The organism is Ancylobacter terrae (assembly GCF_045108345.1).
Lineage (GTDB): Bacteria > Pseudomonadota > Alphaproteobacteria > Rhizobiales > Xanthobacteraceae > Ancylobacter.
This window is the reverse complement of sequence record NZ_JBJGXH010000002.1, coordinates 54,221-69,844: the sequence shown is the minus strand read 5'-3', so window position 1 is coordinate 69,844 and position 15,624 is coordinate 54,221. Positions and strand designations below refer to the sequence as shown.

Sequence of the window (15,624 nt, the reverse complement as noted above, 5' to 3'; positions counted from 1 at the left end):
CTCCGCAGGCGCGGTGTGATTTATCCCGCGGCTTCCCCCTAGCGCAGGGACCGTTGCCGCGCAAGGACGATGACCGCCGCGCAGCCATGCGCGAGGCGTCAATTCAGCTCGTCACCGGGAGCCGGCGGGGAATTCAGTTCGCTCATCAGGCTCTTGGCGGCGGTCGCGTCGCCCCGGCGCTCGGCGAACCCCTCGATGCGCAGCACGCGGACGCCGCCCGGCAGTGCGGCGGTGATCACATCACCGCGCCGGACCGGCTGGGCGGGCGCCGTCACGCGCGTCCCGTTCAGCCGGATCCGGCCGTCACGGACGAGGCCGGCGGCGGCGGTCCGGGTGCGCGCGCAGCGCGCGTGCCATAGCCAAATATCCAGCCTTTGCCGATCGTTAGGAGCGTCGGTCAATTGCCGTTCTTCTCCGCCTCCATGCGGGCCTTGAGGGCGAGGAGGGCGGCGAAGGGGGAGTCGGGGTCGACGGGCTTGTCGCGACGGGGCTCGTTGCGGGGAGCCTGGGCGGGGCGCTCGTCGCGGGTGCGCTCGGGACGCGGACGGTCCGACCGCGGGCGATCGTTGCGCGGGCGATCGTCGCGCTGGCCCTGGCCTTCGTCGCGGCCGCGGCCGGCCGGCGCGTCGGGACGGGGACCGCGGAACCGGTCGCGGCGGTCCGGGTTGCGGTCGTCGCGGCCGCGTCCCTCGCGGGGCCGGTCATTGCCCCTAGGTTCCTGATTGCGCTCGCGATTCGGCCGATCGGCCGGCGCTGCCGCGGCGGTCTCCGCCGGGGCGGCGCGACCGCCCTGCGGCTTGCCGCGGCCCTGGTGCGGGTGGCGCTGCTGGCCGGGCGGCCGGCCCGGGCGCCACACCTCGACCATCACCGGCTCGACCACGGCCGGTTCGGCCGGCGCCGCGTCGGCGACGAGTTCGACGGTACCCTGATGGGTGGTATCGGACGCTCCGACCTCTGGCTGGTCAGTGCGGTCAGGTGGATTGTCAGTCCGATCGGTCCAGTCGGTCGCGCGGGCGTCATCCGCCGATGCCGACGGCGACGCATCGCCCGCCTCGGCGGCCTCAGCTGCGGCCTCTGCGCCACCGGCGACCACGGCGTCGACCTCGCTGCCGCTCACGGCATCGTCATCCGCGGCGCTCGGCTCAGGCCCGGCATGACCGAGCGCCGCGACGAGCACGGCGGCCTCGGCCGCGATATGGTCGGGCAGGCCGGCGGCCGGCGCTTCCGGCGCGCCGGATGCCGATGTGGTGCTGTCGGCGCCCTCCGCTGCCGGCGCCGCGGTGTCGCCCGCGTTGCCGACGGCGGCGTCCGCCTCAGCCTTCCCGGCCTCGGCCGTCCCTGCCTCGGCGGTCTCGGCCGTCACCGCCTCGGCAGCCTCGGGGCTCGCGGCGTCGGCGGCCGGCGCTTGCGATGCGGCGGCCACCACGGGTGCCGGTTCGGCCAGCGGCGGGCGCTTCTCCATGCGGTAGCCGAGCGCGCGCAGGATGGTGGCGAAGTCCTCGCCCGCGCAGCCGGCCAGAGAGGTCATGGCGACGGTGGCGACGAAGCCGGTGCCGTCATAGGCGCCGGCCGGCTTCTCGCCGGGCATGTGCGGGCGCCAGGCCAGCGCCGGGCGGATGAGATCGGCGAGGCGCTCGAGAATATCGACGCGCACCGCCCGCTCGCCGGCGACGCGGAAGCCGACGGCGCGATAGAGCCCCTTCTGGACTTCGTGGTCGACCGGGATCGAGGTGCGCCCGGAGGCGGCGAGGTGCGGCAGCTCGTCCAGCCCCTTCTGCTGCAGCCCACCGTGCTTCAGCGCCCAGAGCTGGGCGGCCAGCGTGCGCGGGGCCGGCTTCAGCAGCCCCGGCAGGTAGAGCGTATGCGCGCCGAAGCGCACGCCATAGCCGCGCAGCAGCGCGCGCGCCTCCTGCGGCAGCGTCTTCATTTCCTCGGCAACCTTCTGCCGCTCCAGCACGCCGAGCGCCTCGACGATCTGGAAGGCGATGCCGCGGGCGATGCCGGTGAGGTCGGCGGCGCGGCCGAGCGCCAGCAGCGGGCCGAGCAGCTTCTCGATATGCGCCTTCATCCACAGGTCGATGCGCGCCTGCGCGGCGTCGCGCGCCGGGCCGGAGAGATACTCGTCGGCGATCAGGCGCAGCTTCGGCTCCAGCACCTCCTCGCCCGGCAGGAGCTTCGCCACCGGCTCGCCGATCCAGCGCAGCGTGCCGTCGGCGGAGAGCACGCAACTGTCGTCCGGCGCCTCGGCGAGGCGCGTGGCGCGTGCCTCGATCTCGCCGGCCAGCGCCTTCTGGGCGGTCGCGCGCAGCGCCTTCGCCTCCGGGCCGCCGGCGGAAGGATCGGCGGCGAACTGGAAGCCCAGCAGATGGCCGATCACGTGGCCTTCGACGACCACGTCGCCGGTCTTGGTAATTTCCGTGTCGAGCATCTTGTTCTCTCGAAGGCGGCGCATCAGGACGCTGGTGCGGCGGTCGACGAAGCGGTGGGTGAGCCTCTCGTGCAGCGCGTCGGAGAGCTTGTCCTCCACGCGGCGCGTCACGGCCTGCCAGTGCTCCGGATCGCCGAGCCAATCGGGCCGGTTCGCCGCGAAGGTCCAGGTGCGGATCTGCGCGATGCGTCCCGACAGCGTGTCTATGTCACCTTCCGTCCGGTCCGCCAAGGCCACTTGCTTGGCAAACCAGTCGTCGGGGATGCGTCCCTGCCGCATCAGGAAGCCGTAGACGGCCACGACGAGGTCGCTGTGGGAGGCCGGCGATACCTTCCGGTAGTCGGGAAGCTGGCAGGCTTCCCACAGCCGCTCGATGCCGGCGGCGCCCGTCGCGACGGCTTTCACCTCGGGATCGCGGGCGGCCGCCTCCAGCACGCGCACATCGTCGGCGGTGGGCGCGCGGGTGAGGCCTTCCTCGCGGGCGGGCTCGGACAGGGTGCGCAGCAGCGTCTCGATGCTGCGGAAATCGAGCGCGGTGTTGCGCCATTGCAGCACGCGGTGGGCGTCGAAGCTGTGGCTCTCCAGCCGCTCCACCAATTCGGCGTCGAAGGGGCGGCAGCGCCCGGTGGTGCCGAAGCTGCCGTCGCGCTGGGCGCGGCCGGCGCGGCCGGCGATCTGGGCGAACTCGCCGGGGTTCAGCTTGCGGAACTGCCAGCCGTCGAATTTCACGTCGCCGGCGAAGGCGACATGGTCGACATCGAGGTTCAGCCCCATGCCGATGGCGTCGGTGGCGACCAGATAATCGACGTCGCCGGACTGGTAGAGCTCGACCTGGGCGTTGCGGGTGCGCGGGGAGAGGGCGCCGAGCACCACGGCGGCGCCGCCGCGCTGGCGGCGGATGAGCTCGGCGATGGCGTAGACCTCGTCCGCCGAGAAGGCGACGATGGCCGAGCGGCGCGGCAGCCGGGTGATCTTCTTTTCGCCGGCGAAAAGCAGGTTCGACAGGCGCGGCCGCACCAGGACGCTGGCGCCGGGAATGAGCCGTTCCACCAGCGGGCGCATGGTGGCGGCGCCGAGCAGCAGCGTTTCCTCCCGCCCGCGCCGGTTCAGCATGCGGTCGGTGAAGACATGGCCGCGGTCGAGGTCGGCGGCGATCTGGATTTCGTCGAGCGCGACGAAGGCGACGTCGAGGTCGCGCGGCATCGCCTCGACGGTCGAGACCCAGTAGCGCGGGTTCTTCGGCTTGATGCGCTCCTCGCCGGTGATCAGGGCCACCTGGTCGATGCCGGCGCGATCGACCAGCTTGCCATAGACCTCGCGCGCGAGCAGGCGCAGCGGCAGGCCGATCAGCCCGCTCGAATGGCCGAGCATGCGGTCGATGGCGAGGCTGGTCTTGCCGGTGTTGGTGGGCCCGAGCACGGCGGTGACGCCGCGCGCGCGCAGCGAGGGCGGCAGCGGCTTCGCCTGGGGCGATCGGGCGGTGCTGGCGTCAGCCGGCGGGGCGGCGATGTTCATCAACAAGGGGGTCCGTCGGGCCAGGATGGCTTTGTAGCATATAGGAACGGCGAGCGAACGGGGCCAATGAAGGGGCTTTTCGGGGCTGCCGCGCCGGCGCGGCGGTGTCGAGCGGGGGATTGCGTGACGCAGGACGCGGGGCGGTCGCGCCGGACGGGACTGCGCCTCGGCGGGGTGGCCGGATCGTCGGCCGGGACCGCTTCTGCACGCGCAACACGGCGAAGGGCGGGCCGGGCGTGACGCTGGCGGGCTGCGGGGTGGTCGCGGTGAAATAAGCGGTCAGGGCACCACGGCGCGGGTCGGGGCGGGGCGGGTGCCGCTCCCCGCTTCGCTGACGAAGCTCACCGCCTCGAGTTCGGCGGTGCCGATGGCGGTGGCGACGGAAGCCTTGAAGGGGGCCAGCACGCGGGTGCCGGCGACCGGCGCGAACCAGATATAGATGTCCTTGTTGGCCATCATGTATTTGACGCCGGAGCGGCTCGGCCGGTGGCCCGAGACGGGCTTGTAGGCGACGCGGCAGACGATGGCCGGGCCGGAATAGCCGCGCTCGGCCTTCACGCGGTCGGTGCGCACATAGGTAAGGGCGAGGTCGTAGCGGGCGCGGCCGTCGAAGATCGACAGGGTGCGATCGCACGCGGCGGGGGTCACCGGGTCGCCGCTGCCGGGGACGAAAGCCAGCGCCGCCGTCATCGGGTCGATGATGCCGCGCCGGTCCGCGTCGGTGATCGGCACGCGGTCGGGCGCGGGCGAGTTGGGCGGGGTCACCGCGACGTCCTTCACCGCGTTGGCGGCGATGCCCATGCGGATCATCTCCGCCTTCTTGTCGGTCTCGGCGTCCATGGCGAAGCTCTGCGGCGAGAGCTTGTCGCCGTCGATGGCGCCGCGCGAGCCGGCGGTGCCCTTGCCCTGCGAGATCGCCTGCATCACGCCGGTGACGCGGGCGCTGCCGGAGGCGGTGTAGCTGGTATTGCCGATCTCGAGCAGGAAGGAGGCGCGGCCGAGTTCCAGCCCGCCGATCGAGACCTTGTAGCGCGCCTCGAGCCGCCCGTCGGCGCGGGCGGGGGTGCCCGCGAGGCCCGTTCCGGCAAGGCTCACGCCCGCCAGCGCGAGCGCGGCGACGGCGCGGAAAAGGGACGCCACTGTGCTATGCATTCTGTTCCGTTCCGATCCGGGGAGCGCATGCCGGCCCTGAATCGCCCATCTGGCCGCTTTTCCGATGCGGGGCGAAGGCGGCGGAACTGTGACCCCCGGGCGCCATGGCCCGTGGTCCGCGCCTGCCGTCCGGCCTTGACGGGGGCGGATGCGCCCCTTATAGCAGCGCACTCTTTCGATCATGGCCGTGGCGTGATCGCGGGGCCGCTTGGCGCGGCCGGCGAGGATGCCGCGACGAATATAAGGAACGTCCACGATGTCCCGTCGGTGTGAACTTACCGGGAAGGCGGTTCTGACCGGCAATCTCGTGAGCCACTCGAACCGCAAGACCCGCCGCCGCTTCCTGCCGAACCTGGTCAACGTCACGCTGACCAGCGACGTGCTGCAGCGGTCGGTGCGCCTGCGCATCAGCGCCAACGCGCTCAAGTCCGTCGATCATCGCGGCGGCCTCGACGCGTTCCTGATCAAGGCCAGCGCGGACGAGCTCTCGCAGAAGGCGGTCGAGCTGAAGCGCGCGGTCGAGAAGGCCTCCGCCGCGGCCTGAGCGCCGTGGCCGATCGCCCGATCCCCATGAACATCGCCGGCACCGAGATTTCGCCCGTGCGGCTCGCCGTCCCGGTCATCGCGATGATGGCCGTGGTGGCGGCCTCGAACGTGCTGGTGCAATACCCGGTCGAGGCGTTCGGGCTCAACGAGGTGCTGACCTGGGGCGCGTTCAGCTACCCGGTCGCCTTTCTCGTCAACGACCTGACCAATCGCCGCTTCGGCCCGGCGGTGACGCGGCGCGTCGTCTATGTCGGCTTCGCGCTCGCCGTCATGCTGTCGATTTGGCTCGCCACCTCGCGCATCGCGGTGGCCTCGGGCACGGCGTTCCTGGTCGGCCAACTGCTCGACATCGGTGTGTTCAACCGGCTGCGCCGGCAGAGCTGGTGGCAGGCCCCGCTCGCCGGCAGCCTGCTCGGCTCGGCGATCGACACCGCCATCTTCTTCACCCTCGCCTTTGCCGGCGACCCGACCATGTCGGACCCGGTGACCTACGGCCTCGCCGGCGCGGCGGTGACGGTGCCGCTGTGGATGGGTCTCGCCTTCTTCGACTTCCTGGTGAAGGTCGGCTGCGCGCTGCTGGCGCTGATCCCCTATGGCGCGGTGATGGGCTGGCTGAAGCCCTGGTCCGGCGCTCCCGCCCCGGCGCGCTGAGCACGTCTTCGTCCCGCTGCGCGATCCGGCCGGGCCGGATCGTTCCGGCCCGCACGCCGCCTCACCCTTCCTGCTGACGACCCTCGCCGGCCAGCCCCCCGGGACGCGCCGCGCCCGCTCTACTCGACCACGGCGAAGCGCAGCAGCAGGGTGCGCTGGCGGGCCGAGAAATTGTCGTCCGACACCACGGTGAGGACGGTCTCGCCGGCGGCGTTGCGATGGGCGGCGATGGCTTCCATGTTGTCGATATTGGCGCTCATGCCGATCTCCAGCATCACCTCGCCCGCGATCGAGGCGCCGCGTTTCACCTCGGCCAGCGGGAAGCGGCGGATGCGCATGCCCACCCCGGTCAGCGGCGAATAGCTGCGCTCCAGCAGATAGAGCAGCCCGTCGGGCCCGAGCGTCATGTCGGTGGCGGCGAAGGCGCCGGCGCGCGCGATCGAGAAGCGCTCGACCTTGCCGTCGGCCCGCACGATGAAGCCGGGCAGCCGGGCGAGATCCTCCGGGTCGACCTCGGCCACGGCGATCAGCGCCGGGCGGCCTTCGACCGGGGCGCCGACCAGCGCCTCCACGCCCTGATTGTAGTTCAGCCCGGCCAGCGCCGTGCCGGTCTTCACCGGCTGGCCGCGAACGAGCAGCGGGTCGGCGCCCTTGAAGCGCCAGATCTCGTGCCGGCGCTCGATGCCGATGGCATAGCCGTCCGGCGTCCGCGCCAGCGCCTCGACATCCTGCCGGCGCTGGGCCTTGAGCGGGCGCCCGTCGGCGCCGAGAATCGGGGTGGTCACGACATTGTCGGCGCCGAGCGGGCGGTCGCCCTCCACGATGAGCGTGCCCGCGAACCAGTTGCCCTTGTCGCTCACCGCGACGAAGCGCGTGCCGGCGGCGTCGAGCGTGAAGCCGGAGAGCCCGCCGAAATCGGCGTCCGGCGACACGAGCTGGATGCCGCCGCGATAATCGAGCCGGCCGTAACGCGTGCCGGTGGCGAACAGGCCGAAGGAGGTGATGGCGCGCGCGGTGACGGCGACCGGGCGCGGCGGCTCGGCCGCGCGAGAGGGCAGGGGGCATAGGAGCGCGGCAAGGGCCAAGGCGCCGAACGCGGCACGGGGCAGGCGGGGATGCGGCATGGCAGCGGGTGGACCGGAGCGGGGATGAAGCCGGATCAGAACCGGCGGGCGAGGAATTGAGCGGCGGCATCGGTCAGGCCGATGACCTTGTCGGTGGCCTGACGATAGAGCTTGAAGTTCAGTTCCGTCTCGGGGCGGCCGTCGCCCCAGTCGGAAAACGGCTTCAGATCGCGGCGTCCCAGCGGCGCGCGCACGCCCGCGACGCGGCGGATGGCGAGATCGAGGCGCGGGGTCTGGCGGGCGAGCGTGGGGATTCGCGGCAGATGCCGCACCGCGCTCACCACGCCGCGCGCGACGAGGCCGGTGCCGCCCGCGGTTTCGCTGGCGAACAGGAAGATGGTGTCGCCCGGCGCGATCCGCTTGCCGCCATACATGGTCTTCTGCGCCGCGAATTCGTGGCCGGCGGCGTCGGGATCGGCCAGGGCGACCTTGATGGCGAAGGCCGCTGGCTGGCGCGTCGTCGCTGCCGTCTCGTTCGCTGGGCGTGTCATGCCGCCGATCCTCGCAGCCGCTCGCTGACGCGCGCATGAACGCCATGCGGGAAAGCGCGCTCGTTCTTGTGATGGGCGGGGGCTATGCTGCCGCGCCCATGCTGCTAGAGCATTCCGCGATCGGATGGAATCATCCGACCGACGCGGAACTGCCCGAGCCATTTGAAACCCGGGTCCTTCCTGATGGTTCGGACGTTCCGTCCGGAGGGGAAGGGCTCGCAAGCCGGCGATCGGGCGGATTGCCCGCTGCCGACCATGGAACGTCGACGATGAGCCTGCCCAGCCATTCCCCCGTCCCCGGTCCCGCCGCCTCGGCATGGCCGCACGCCCCCGCCGCGCTTCTCGTCGCGGCGGCCGGTGCGGCGACGCTGGCGGGCGCCTGGTTCTTCCAGCTGGTCATCGGCCTCGCGCCCTGTCCGCTCTGCCTCGAGCAGCGCATCCCCTATTACGCGGCGGTGCCGCTGGCGCTGGCCGCCGCCTTCCTCGCCCGGCGCGGGCATGCGGGGCTGGCGCGCGCGCTGCTCGGCCTCGTCGCGCTGCTGATGCTGGTCGGGGCGGGGCTGGCGCTCTACCACGCCGGCATCGAGTGGCACTGGTGGACGGGCCCGACGGAATGCTCCGGCTCGGGGCCGGTGCAGTCGACCGGCGACCTGTTCCAGCAATTGCAGACGGCGCGGGTGGTGCGCTGCGACGAGGCGGCGTGGCGCTGGCAGGGGCTGTCACTGGCCGGCTGGAACGTCTTGATCGCGAGCGGGCTGGCGCTGCTGGCGGGCGCCGCGGCGCTGCGCCCGGCGCGGCGCCGGTAACGCGCGCCTCTAGGGGTCCAGTTCGGTATCCCAGTAGAGATAATCCATCCAGCTGTCGTGCAGATAGTTCGGCGGGAACTGCCGCCCGTTCTGGTGCAGGTCGTAGACCGAGGGCTGGAACGGGGTCTGGCGCGGCCACATCGCGGCTTCCGCCGGCATCATGCCGCCCTTGCGCAGGTTGCAGGGCGAGCAGGCGGCGACGACGTTCTCCCAGGTGGTCTGGCCGCCGCGCGAGCGGGGGATGACGTGGTCGAAGGTCAGTTCGTCGCGCGAATGGCAGTACTGGCAGGTGAAACGGTCGCGCAGGAACACGTTGAAGCGCGTGAAGGCCGGCTGGCGGGTCGGCCGGATGAAAGTCTTCAGCGAGACGACGCTCGGCAGGCGCATCTGGAAATTGGCGCTGCTGATCTGCCGTTCGTAATATTCGACGATGTTCACGCGGTCGAGGAACACCGCCTTGATCGCGTCCTGCCAGGACCAGACCGAGAGGGGGTAATAGCTCAAGGGACGGTAGTCCGCATTGAGCACCAGGGCAGGCCACGAACCCGGGGACACAGCCGCCGTCACGCGCACGCTCCTTTCCATCGAAGCGCCGGCCGGCGAACGGCGCCGAACGACGCACGCGGATATTCTATATGGGCCGTGTCAGTCTTGTGAAGCACCCCCCGCAGCCGCGAAGTCGCATGCTGCGCTGCGCGCGTCAGCCGGCGAGAACCTCGGCGAGGAAGCGCCCGCCGAGGTCGAGGCCGTCCTCGTCGATGCCGTGGCCGAGGCCCGGCGCGAGGTGGTGGCGCGGGGTGATGCCGAGGGCGGCGAGGCTGACGCGGGCGCGGGCGAGCGCGCTCGCGGGAATCACCTCGTCATGGCTGCCATGGACCAGCAGCACCGGCGGGCGCACGAATCGCTCCTCCGGCGCGCCGGGATGGGCGGGGCCGACGACGTGGATGCCGGAGTAGCCGAGGATGCCGGCCGGCGCCCGGGCCCGGCGCAGGCCGGTGTGCAGCGCCATCATCGTGCCCTGGCTGAAGCCGACCAGCGCGAGGCGATCATCGGCGAGCCCGTACCGGGCCAGCTCGGCGTCGAGGAAGGCCTCGAGCGTGGCGTGGGCGGACTGGACCCCGGCCCAGCGCTCGCGGTCGTTGCGCTCGACATAGCCGAACCATTGCCGGCCGAAGGGATTGCCGGCGCAGGGCTCCGGCCCGTGCGGGGCGACGAAGGCGGTGCGCGGCAGCCGCGGCGCCCACAGGCCGCCGAGCTCGATCAGGTCGCGCCCGTCGGCGCCGTAGCCGTGCAGCAGCACGACCAGCGAATCGGCTGCGCCGCCGGCGGCGGGCGCCAGGCGGGGACCATCGAGGAGGGGCGACGTCATGGCGGGCTCCGGCGGGAATCAGGCGGGCGGGGCGCCGCGGCCGGCGCGGCGGCTCGCATAATAGGCCCAGAGCAGCTGTGCGGCGACCCCGCGCAGCGGCCGCCAGTCTTCCGCGATCGCCTCCAGCGCCGGGGCGGCGAGCCGCTCCGGATGGCCGAGCGCCTCGGCGGCGGCGATCTGCACGGCGAGGTCGCCGGCGGGAAAGGCATCGGCGCGGCCGAGCGCGAACAGGAGATAGACCTCCGCCGTCCACGGCCCGATACCGGGCAGGGCGACCAGCGCCGCGCGCGCCGCGGGCGAGGGGAGGGCGTGCAGGCGCTCGAAATCGAGGTTTCCCGCGTCGACGCTGCGGGCGAGGGCGGCGAGGGTGCGGATCTTCGGCGTCGAGAGACCGCCGGCGCGCAGCCCCGCTTCCCCCGCCGCCAGCACCCGCGCGGCGTCGGGCTCCCCGCCCAGCACGGCGGTGAGCCGGGCCTCGATCGCACGCGCGCTCGCGGCCGAGACCTGCTGGGCGATGACGATGCCGGCGAGCCCGGCAAATCCCGCCGCCCGGCGGCGCAGGCGCGGCGCGCCGGTGGCGGCGAGGATGGGGGCAAGGCGCGGGTCGAGGCGGGCGAGATCGGACAGCGCGCGCTCGAAGCCGTCCTGATCGGCCAGTATCGCCTCGCCCCGAGGGAGCGTGTGTGCGACCCGCTCGCGTGGATCAGGCGACGTGACGGGTGCGGGATCGGGACGTGGTGTCATGGCATCCCATCGAGGATGGCGCCCCATCGACAGGAACCATCGGCAGGCGGCGAAAGCGGACGGGCCGATGCCGCGTCCGGGCCGGGTGCCGCTTCCGCGCGGCGGCGGGCGAACCCGATCGGCCGGCGCCTATCGGCCGCGGGATGCCCCGCCCGGCCGCGAAAGCGGGCTGTTCAAACAAACCTGCCGCTCAATTGGTGTCGCCGGTGTCGCGCAGGCGGTTGTTGGTGCCGGCCACCTTCGGCGCGGGCTGGCGGTTCAGCAGCGCGTCGACGCGGTTCCGCTCCGTGCTGAAGTCGGCGTAGATCTTGCCGTCCAGCGCGCGCCCGCGCGGCAGGCGGATGCGCAGCGGATCGACGAAGCGCCCGTTCACCAGCACCTCGTAATGCAGATGCGGGCCGGTGGAGAGGCCGGTCGAGCCGATATAGCCGATCAGCTGGCCCTGCCGCACGCGCACGCCCTCGCGGATGCCCTTGGCGAAACCGGTCTGGTGCGAATAGGTGGTGACATAGCCGTTGGCGTGCTGGATCTCGATGCGCCGGCCATAGCCGGAGGTCCAGGCGGCCTTGATGATCGTTCCGTTGCCGGCGGCGTAGATCGGCGTGCCGGGACGGTCGGCCCAGTCGACGCCCGAATGCAGGCGGGTATAGCCGAGGATCGGGTGGCGGCGCATGCCGAAGCCGGAACGCAGCGTGCCGCCCGAGACCGGCTTGCGGACGAGGAACTTCTTCGCGCTCTTGCCTTCCTCGTCGTAGAAGTCGACCAGCCCGTCATCCGGAGTCTGGTAGCGGTAGTAGCGCCGCTCCTCGCCGCCGACGGTGAGGCCGGCATAGAGGACGTCCGGCGTGCCGTCGACATCGTCGGGATCGTAGAGCACCTCGAAGCTGTCGCCCGGGCGTACGCGGCGCTGGAAGTCGACGTCGAAGGAATAGACCCGCACCAGGTTCTCGATGACCTTGCGCGGCACGTCGTTGCGCAGCGCGGTCTCATAGAGGCTCTCATAGAGCGTGATGCCGCCGCGCCCGCCGCCGTCCTCGTCGCCGTCGCCGTCCCCGTCATCGGGGCCGATATCGGCGAGCTGGGTCTCGTTGGCCTCCTGCACCGGCAGGAACTTGCCCATGTCGGACAGGGCGATGGTGCCCTCATGGCCGCTGTCGGAGAAGATGCTGACGCGCAGCGGGATGACCGCATTGCCGATGCCGGCATCGAGCAGCACCTTGAGGCGCAGGCCCTCGGTGAGGGCGCCGTCGGGGCCGCGGTCGGGGAAGGCGGCGGCGGCGGCGCGGGCGGAGACTTCCGGCACGCCGAGCCCGACCAGCAGGCTGACGATGGTGTCGCCCTTCTTGGCGATGACCGCCCGCTCGCTCCAGTCATTACCGCCGCGGGTGGTGGTATCGGTCTTGTCGAAGGAGGAGAAATTGTCCGGCAGGGCCGGCGAGGCGAAGGCGTGGGCGCCGGGATCGAGCGCGGCGAAGCCGAGCGCGCCGCCATAGCCCACCGGCAGCACCGGCGCCGCCGCCGAGACCACGGGGGCCTCGAATTCGGCGGTCTCGCGCACCTTCAGCAGCACGTCCTCCATCGGCAGCTCGGCCGAAAAGCGCGTGCTGGGCGGCAGCTGGGCGAGGTCGCGCTGGGCGACGGTGATGTCGCCGGTCGGCTCGGCCTGCGGCGCTTCGTCCTGTTTCTGCGCGCTGTCGGAGATGAACTGGGCGGGATTGAAGCGCGGAATGTCGGTGGAGGCGGAGGTGACCGACTGGGCGAGGTTGGAATTGACCTTCACCACCGCGCGGATCTTGGTGGTTTCCTTGTCGCCGGACTTGATGGTGGTGGCGAGGCGCAGCGTCTGCTTGGCGCTGCTGAAGCTCTCGGTGAGGATGGAGAGCCGGTCGCCCTTGCGCGCGACGTTGGACGGGCGCTCGCCCGCCGCCAGCGCCCCGCGCAGCGTATTGCGGATGGTCTCGGGCGATTGCGCCGAGCGGTATTCGCCGTCGAGCGCGGCATAGACCGCGCCGCCCATGAGGCCGGCGCCGGAGATGCCGGCGAGAAGGGTGGCCATCAGCCAGCGGACGGAGATGCGGCGTCGATTGATCGGCTCCTCGGCGTCGCCATCGACGCCGAGCGGCGGCTCGTCACCCAGGTCGAGGGTCGCAACGCCATGGCGTCGCGCGCCGATCGGTCCCCGCCGATGCTCCAAGAGCCTTCCCCGTATCTGCCGACGCCCAATGTAAGGCTTGTTGTGGCGCCGCTTACCGACCTGCCGCCCGTGCCATGGGCGGTACTCAACCCGACCTCCGCGAAGGAACGGGACGATGCCTATCCCGTTGCGCCGCGTCAACCCTTGCTTACCGTCGCGCCGAATCCCCCGCACGGGCAGGGTGACGACGCCGGTGGATGTAAAGCGGCCGGTCGCGGCGAAAGCATGGCGGCGCCTCGACCACATGCCTCTTCCGGCGGATTGCCCTGCCGGCCGGGCGATGGGACAACAGCGCGGAAGCCAGCCGGCGGGGGGTGCGCGTGAGCAAGACGAATACCGGGAATTTCTTCGAGGACTTCGCGATCGGGCAGGCGATTCGCCATGCGACGCCGCGCACGCTGACCGAGGGCGACGTGTCGCTCTATGCGGCGCTGTTCGGCTCGCGCTTCGCGCTGCAGTCCTCCGACGCCTTCGCGATGGGGGTGGGCTACCCGTGCGCGCCGGTCGACGACCTGCTGGTCTTCCACACCGTGTTCGGCAAGACCGTGCCGGACATCTCGCTGAACGCGGTGGCCAATCTCGGCTATGCCGGCTGCCGCTTCCTCGCCCCGGTCTATCCCGGCGACACGCTCAGCGCCGAATCGGAGGTGATCGGCCTGCGCGAGACCTCGAACCGGCAGTCGGGCGTCGTCTATGTGCGCTCGGGCGGGTTCAACCAGGAGGGCACGCAGGTGCTCGACTATGTGCGCTGGGTGATGGTGAGGAAGCGCGACGCCGACGCCGAGGTCGGCCCCGCGGTGGTGCCGGAGCTTCCGGCCGCGCTGGCGCCGTCCGAGCTCGGCGAGGCGGTGCCCGAGCTGATCACCGAGGCCTGGGACCCGGCGCTGGCCGGCAGCCCGTGGCGGTTCGACGATTATGCGATCGGCGAGAAGATCGACCATGCCGACGGCGTGACGGTCGAGGAAGCCGAGCACATGATCGCGACCCGCCTCTACCAGAACACCGCGAAGGTGCATTTCAACCAGTGGAGCGAGGGGCAGGGCCGGTTCGGCCGGCGGCTGATCTATGGCGGCCACGTCATCTCGCTGGCCCGCGCGCTGACCTTCAACGGGCTGGGCAACGCCTTCCACGTCGCCGGCATCAATGCGGGGCGGCACGTCGCGCCGCTGTTCGCCGGCGGCACGGTGTTCGCGTGGAGCGAGATCCTCGACAAGCAGGAACTGCCGGATCGTTCCGACGTCGGGGCGCTCCGGGTGCGCACCATCGCGACGAAGGACCGCCCCTGCGCCGATTTCCCGCTGAAGAACGGCGAGGATTACGACCCGGCCGTGCTGCTCGACCTCGACTACTGGGTGCTGATCGTGCGCTGACGCAGCGGCGAGGGGACGGGGAGCGGGATGTTGGTGCGCACGTCCGCGGGCAGGTAGCCCTCGGCAAAGGCCGAGATCGCCGGGGGCGGCGGAGGCGCGGCGGGCGGCGGCTCGGCCGCCGGGCCGGGCACGGCGAGGACCGGCGGCACCGCGCCGGGCGCCGCCAGCGCGGCCGGGCCGGTCGCGGCGGGCGTGCCGGCGGCGATGCGGCCCGGGCCGCCCGCGGGCGCGGTTCCCGGCGTGCCGTAGCGCTTGAAGAAGGTCCAGATCTCGTCCGGCGCGTCGAGCCCGCCGCGGCGCGGGCCCAGCACCAGCGAGGCCAGCGCGTCCATGGCGCCGGTGGTCTTGGCGGGCGGCTGGTGGCCGCCTTCGACCTCGTAATAGAGCACGGCGGAGCCGCGCGCGCAGTTCTCCCAACGCCAGATCTTCGTGTGGGGCGCGGTGGCGGTGGTGGAGGCGCCGCAGCCGTTGAGCCGGGCGAAGAAGGCGGCGCTGTCCTCCGCCGACATCAGCTCGGCCCCCGGGGTGGGGCGGCCGAACATCGGCACCACCGGATCATAGGTGCCGTTCATGATCAGCATGGGGATCGGCTGGCCGGGCTTGCAGGTCTCGGCGTAGCGCTGGGGCGCCGTCATCATCATCGTCGCATAGGCCTTGAACCGCCCGGGATAGCGGCAGGCGACGAAGGCGGTGAGGAAGGCGCCGTTGGAGAAGCCCATCAGATAGGCGCGGCCGGGATCGGCGACGCCCTCGCCGACGAGCTGGTCCAGCACGGCGAAGACGAAGGCGGCGTCGTCGCGCTTCTGGATGATCGGCATGATGCCGGCCACCGAGCCGCGCCCGTCGTTCCACAACAGGTTGATGCCCTTGGGATAGGCGACGGCGAAGCCCTCGCGGTCGGCGATGGCGTCGAGGTCGAGATAGGAGCGCAGCACGCTCGCCGGCTGCCAGGCGCCGTGCAGGGCGATGACCAGCGGCCACGGCCCGGTGGAGCCGTTCGCGGGTGTGTGGAGGATGTAGTCGCGCTTCAGGCCGCCGACCGACAGCGTGCGCTCCTGCGCGCCGGCCAGCGATACCGTCCCGGCCAGCGCCAGGAGGGCGAGCAGCAGGCACAGGAACGTTCGGGGTCCGCTGCCGTTCATGTCCTCAGCCGTCGCCGCTCGCCGCACTGGTAATGCCGCCCGCTTGAAACCGCGCAATCGGGCGGTACCAAGGCAAGGCTAGCGCCGGCGCG

The 15,624-nt window shown here is 72.0% G+C and carries 14 protein-coding genes; 4 read left to right on the top strand and 10 right to left on the bottom strand.

The window, feature by feature from the left end; translation table 11 throughout:
* Positions 1 to 98: 98 nt before the first annotated feature.
* From ACEUEL_RS14630 to ACEUEL_RS14620, 3 genes are all read right to left on the bottom strand, one after another.
* Positions 99 to 401 carry an RNA-binding S4 domain-containing protein gene (locus ACEUEL_RS14630; protein ID WP_405706924.1) on the bottom strand — a complete coding sequence of 101 codons (303 nt, stop codon included), beginning with the start codon at positions 399 to 401 and terminating at the stop codon, positions 99 to 101.
* Positions 398 to 3,943 carry a helicase-related protein gene (locus ACEUEL_RS14625; protein WP_405706921.1) on the bottom strand — a complete coding sequence of 1,182 codons (3,546 nt, stop codon included), beginning with the start codon at positions 3,941 to 3,943 and terminating at the stop codon, positions 398 to 400. Before ACEUEL_RS14625 ends, ACEUEL_RS14630 begins: the two co-directional genes overlap by 4 nt.
* A gap of 279 nt (positions 3,944 to 4,222) precedes the next feature.
* Positions 4,223 to 5,095, bottom strand: a complete 873-nt coding sequence (locus ACEUEL_RS14620) for a DUF3108 domain-containing protein (RefSeq protein WP_405706919.1) — start codon at positions 5,093 to 5,095, stop codon at positions 4,223 to 4,225.
* A 256-nt stretch (positions 5,096 to 5,351) separates the two neighbouring features.
* Here ACEUEL_RS14620 and rpmB point away from each other — a divergent pair, with 256 nt between their 5' ends.
* Positions 5,352 to 5,639 (top strand): 50S ribosomal protein L28, encoded by a 288-nt coding sequence (rpmB, locus tag ACEUEL_RS14615; protein ID WP_405706917.1) that lies wholly within the window; start codon positions 5,352 to 5,354, stop codon positions 5,637 to 5,639.
* A 26-nt stretch (positions 5,640 to 5,665) separates the two neighbouring features.
* Positions 5,666 to 6,292, top strand: a complete 627-nt coding sequence (locus ACEUEL_RS14610) for a queuosine precursor transporter (protein ID WP_405707573.1) — start codon at positions 5,666 to 5,668, stop codon at positions 6,290 to 6,292.
* A gap of 119 nt (positions 6,293 to 6,411) precedes the next feature.
* On the opposite strand, the gene ACEUEL_RS14605 is transcribed toward ACEUEL_RS14610, so the two are convergent.
* Together ACEUEL_RS14605 and ACEUEL_RS14600 are read right to left on the bottom strand one after the other, a co-directional pair.
* Entirely contained in the window at positions 6,412 to 7,416 is a 1,005-nt protein-coding gene (locus tag ACEUEL_RS14605; RefSeq protein ID WP_405706915.1) for an esterase-like activity of phytase family protein, read from the bottom strand.
* Between the two features lie 35 nt (positions 7,417 to 7,451).
* A complete protein-coding gene (locus ACEUEL_RS14600; RefSeq protein WP_405706913.1) occupies positions 7,452 to 7,907 on the bottom strand; it encodes a hypothetical protein in 456 nt (151 codons plus the stop codon).
* Positions 7,908 to 8,176: 269 nt separating this feature from the next.
* Here ACEUEL_RS14600 and ACEUEL_RS14595 point away from each other — a divergent pair, with 269 nt between their 5' ends.
* On the top strand, positions 8,177 to 8,713 hold the full coding sequence (locus ACEUEL_RS14595) for a disulfide bond formation protein B (protein WP_405706911.1): 537 nt from the start codon (positions 8,177 to 8,179) through the stop codon (positions 8,711 to 8,713).
* A 9-nt stretch (positions 8,714 to 8,722) separates the two neighbouring features.
* Here the strand turns inward: ACEUEL_RS14595 and ACEUEL_RS14590 are convergent, their stop codons facing one another.
* The 4 genes from ACEUEL_RS14590 to ACEUEL_RS14575 form a co-directional block, all read right to left on the bottom strand.
* Positions 8,723 to 9,280 carry an HNH endonuclease gene (locus ACEUEL_RS14590; RefSeq protein WP_405706909.1) on the bottom strand — a complete coding sequence of 186 codons (558 nt, stop codon included), beginning with the start codon at positions 9,278 to 9,280 and terminating at the stop codon, positions 8,723 to 8,725.
* Between the two features lie 133 nt (positions 9,281 to 9,413).
* Positions 9,414 to 10,082: an alpha/beta hydrolase gene (locus tag ACEUEL_RS14585; RefSeq protein ID WP_405706907.1), complete on the bottom strand. Its 669-nt coding sequence runs from the start codon at positions 10,080 to 10,082 to the stop codon at positions 9,414 to 9,416.
* 18 nt (positions 10,083 to 10,100) lie between these two features.
* Complete coding sequence (locus tag ACEUEL_RS14580) at positions 10,101 to 10,826, bottom strand: DNA-3-methyladenine glycosylase family protein (protein ID WP_405706905.1); 726 nt, start codon at positions 10,824 to 10,826, stop codon at positions 10,101 to 10,103.
* A 190-nt stretch (positions 10,827 to 11,016) separates the two neighbouring features.
* Positions 11,017 to 13,020 carry a M23 family metallopeptidase gene (locus ACEUEL_RS14575; RefSeq protein ID WP_405706903.1) on the bottom strand — a complete coding sequence of 668 codons (2,004 nt, stop codon included), beginning with the start codon at positions 13,018 to 13,020 and terminating at the stop codon, positions 11,017 to 11,019.
* A 320-nt stretch (positions 13,021 to 13,340) separates the two neighbouring features.
* Between ACEUEL_RS14575 and ACEUEL_RS14570 the strand changes: the two genes are divergently transcribed.
* The gene (locus ACEUEL_RS14570; RefSeq protein ID WP_405706902.1) at positions 13,341 to 14,390 is read left to right on the top strand and encodes a MaoC family dehydratase; all 1,050 of its coding nucleotides are present in this window, start codon (positions 13,341 to 13,343) and stop codon (positions 14,388 to 14,390) included.
* Here the strand turns inward: ACEUEL_RS14570 and ACEUEL_RS14565 are convergent.
* A complete protein-coding gene (locus ACEUEL_RS14565) occupies positions 14,366 to 15,532 on the bottom strand; it encodes an alpha/beta hydrolase family esterase (protein ID WP_405706900.1) in 1,167 nt (388 codons plus the stop codon). The genes ACEUEL_RS14570 and ACEUEL_RS14565 overlap by 25 nt on opposite strands.
* Positions 15,533 to 15,624: the final 92 nt, after the last annotated feature.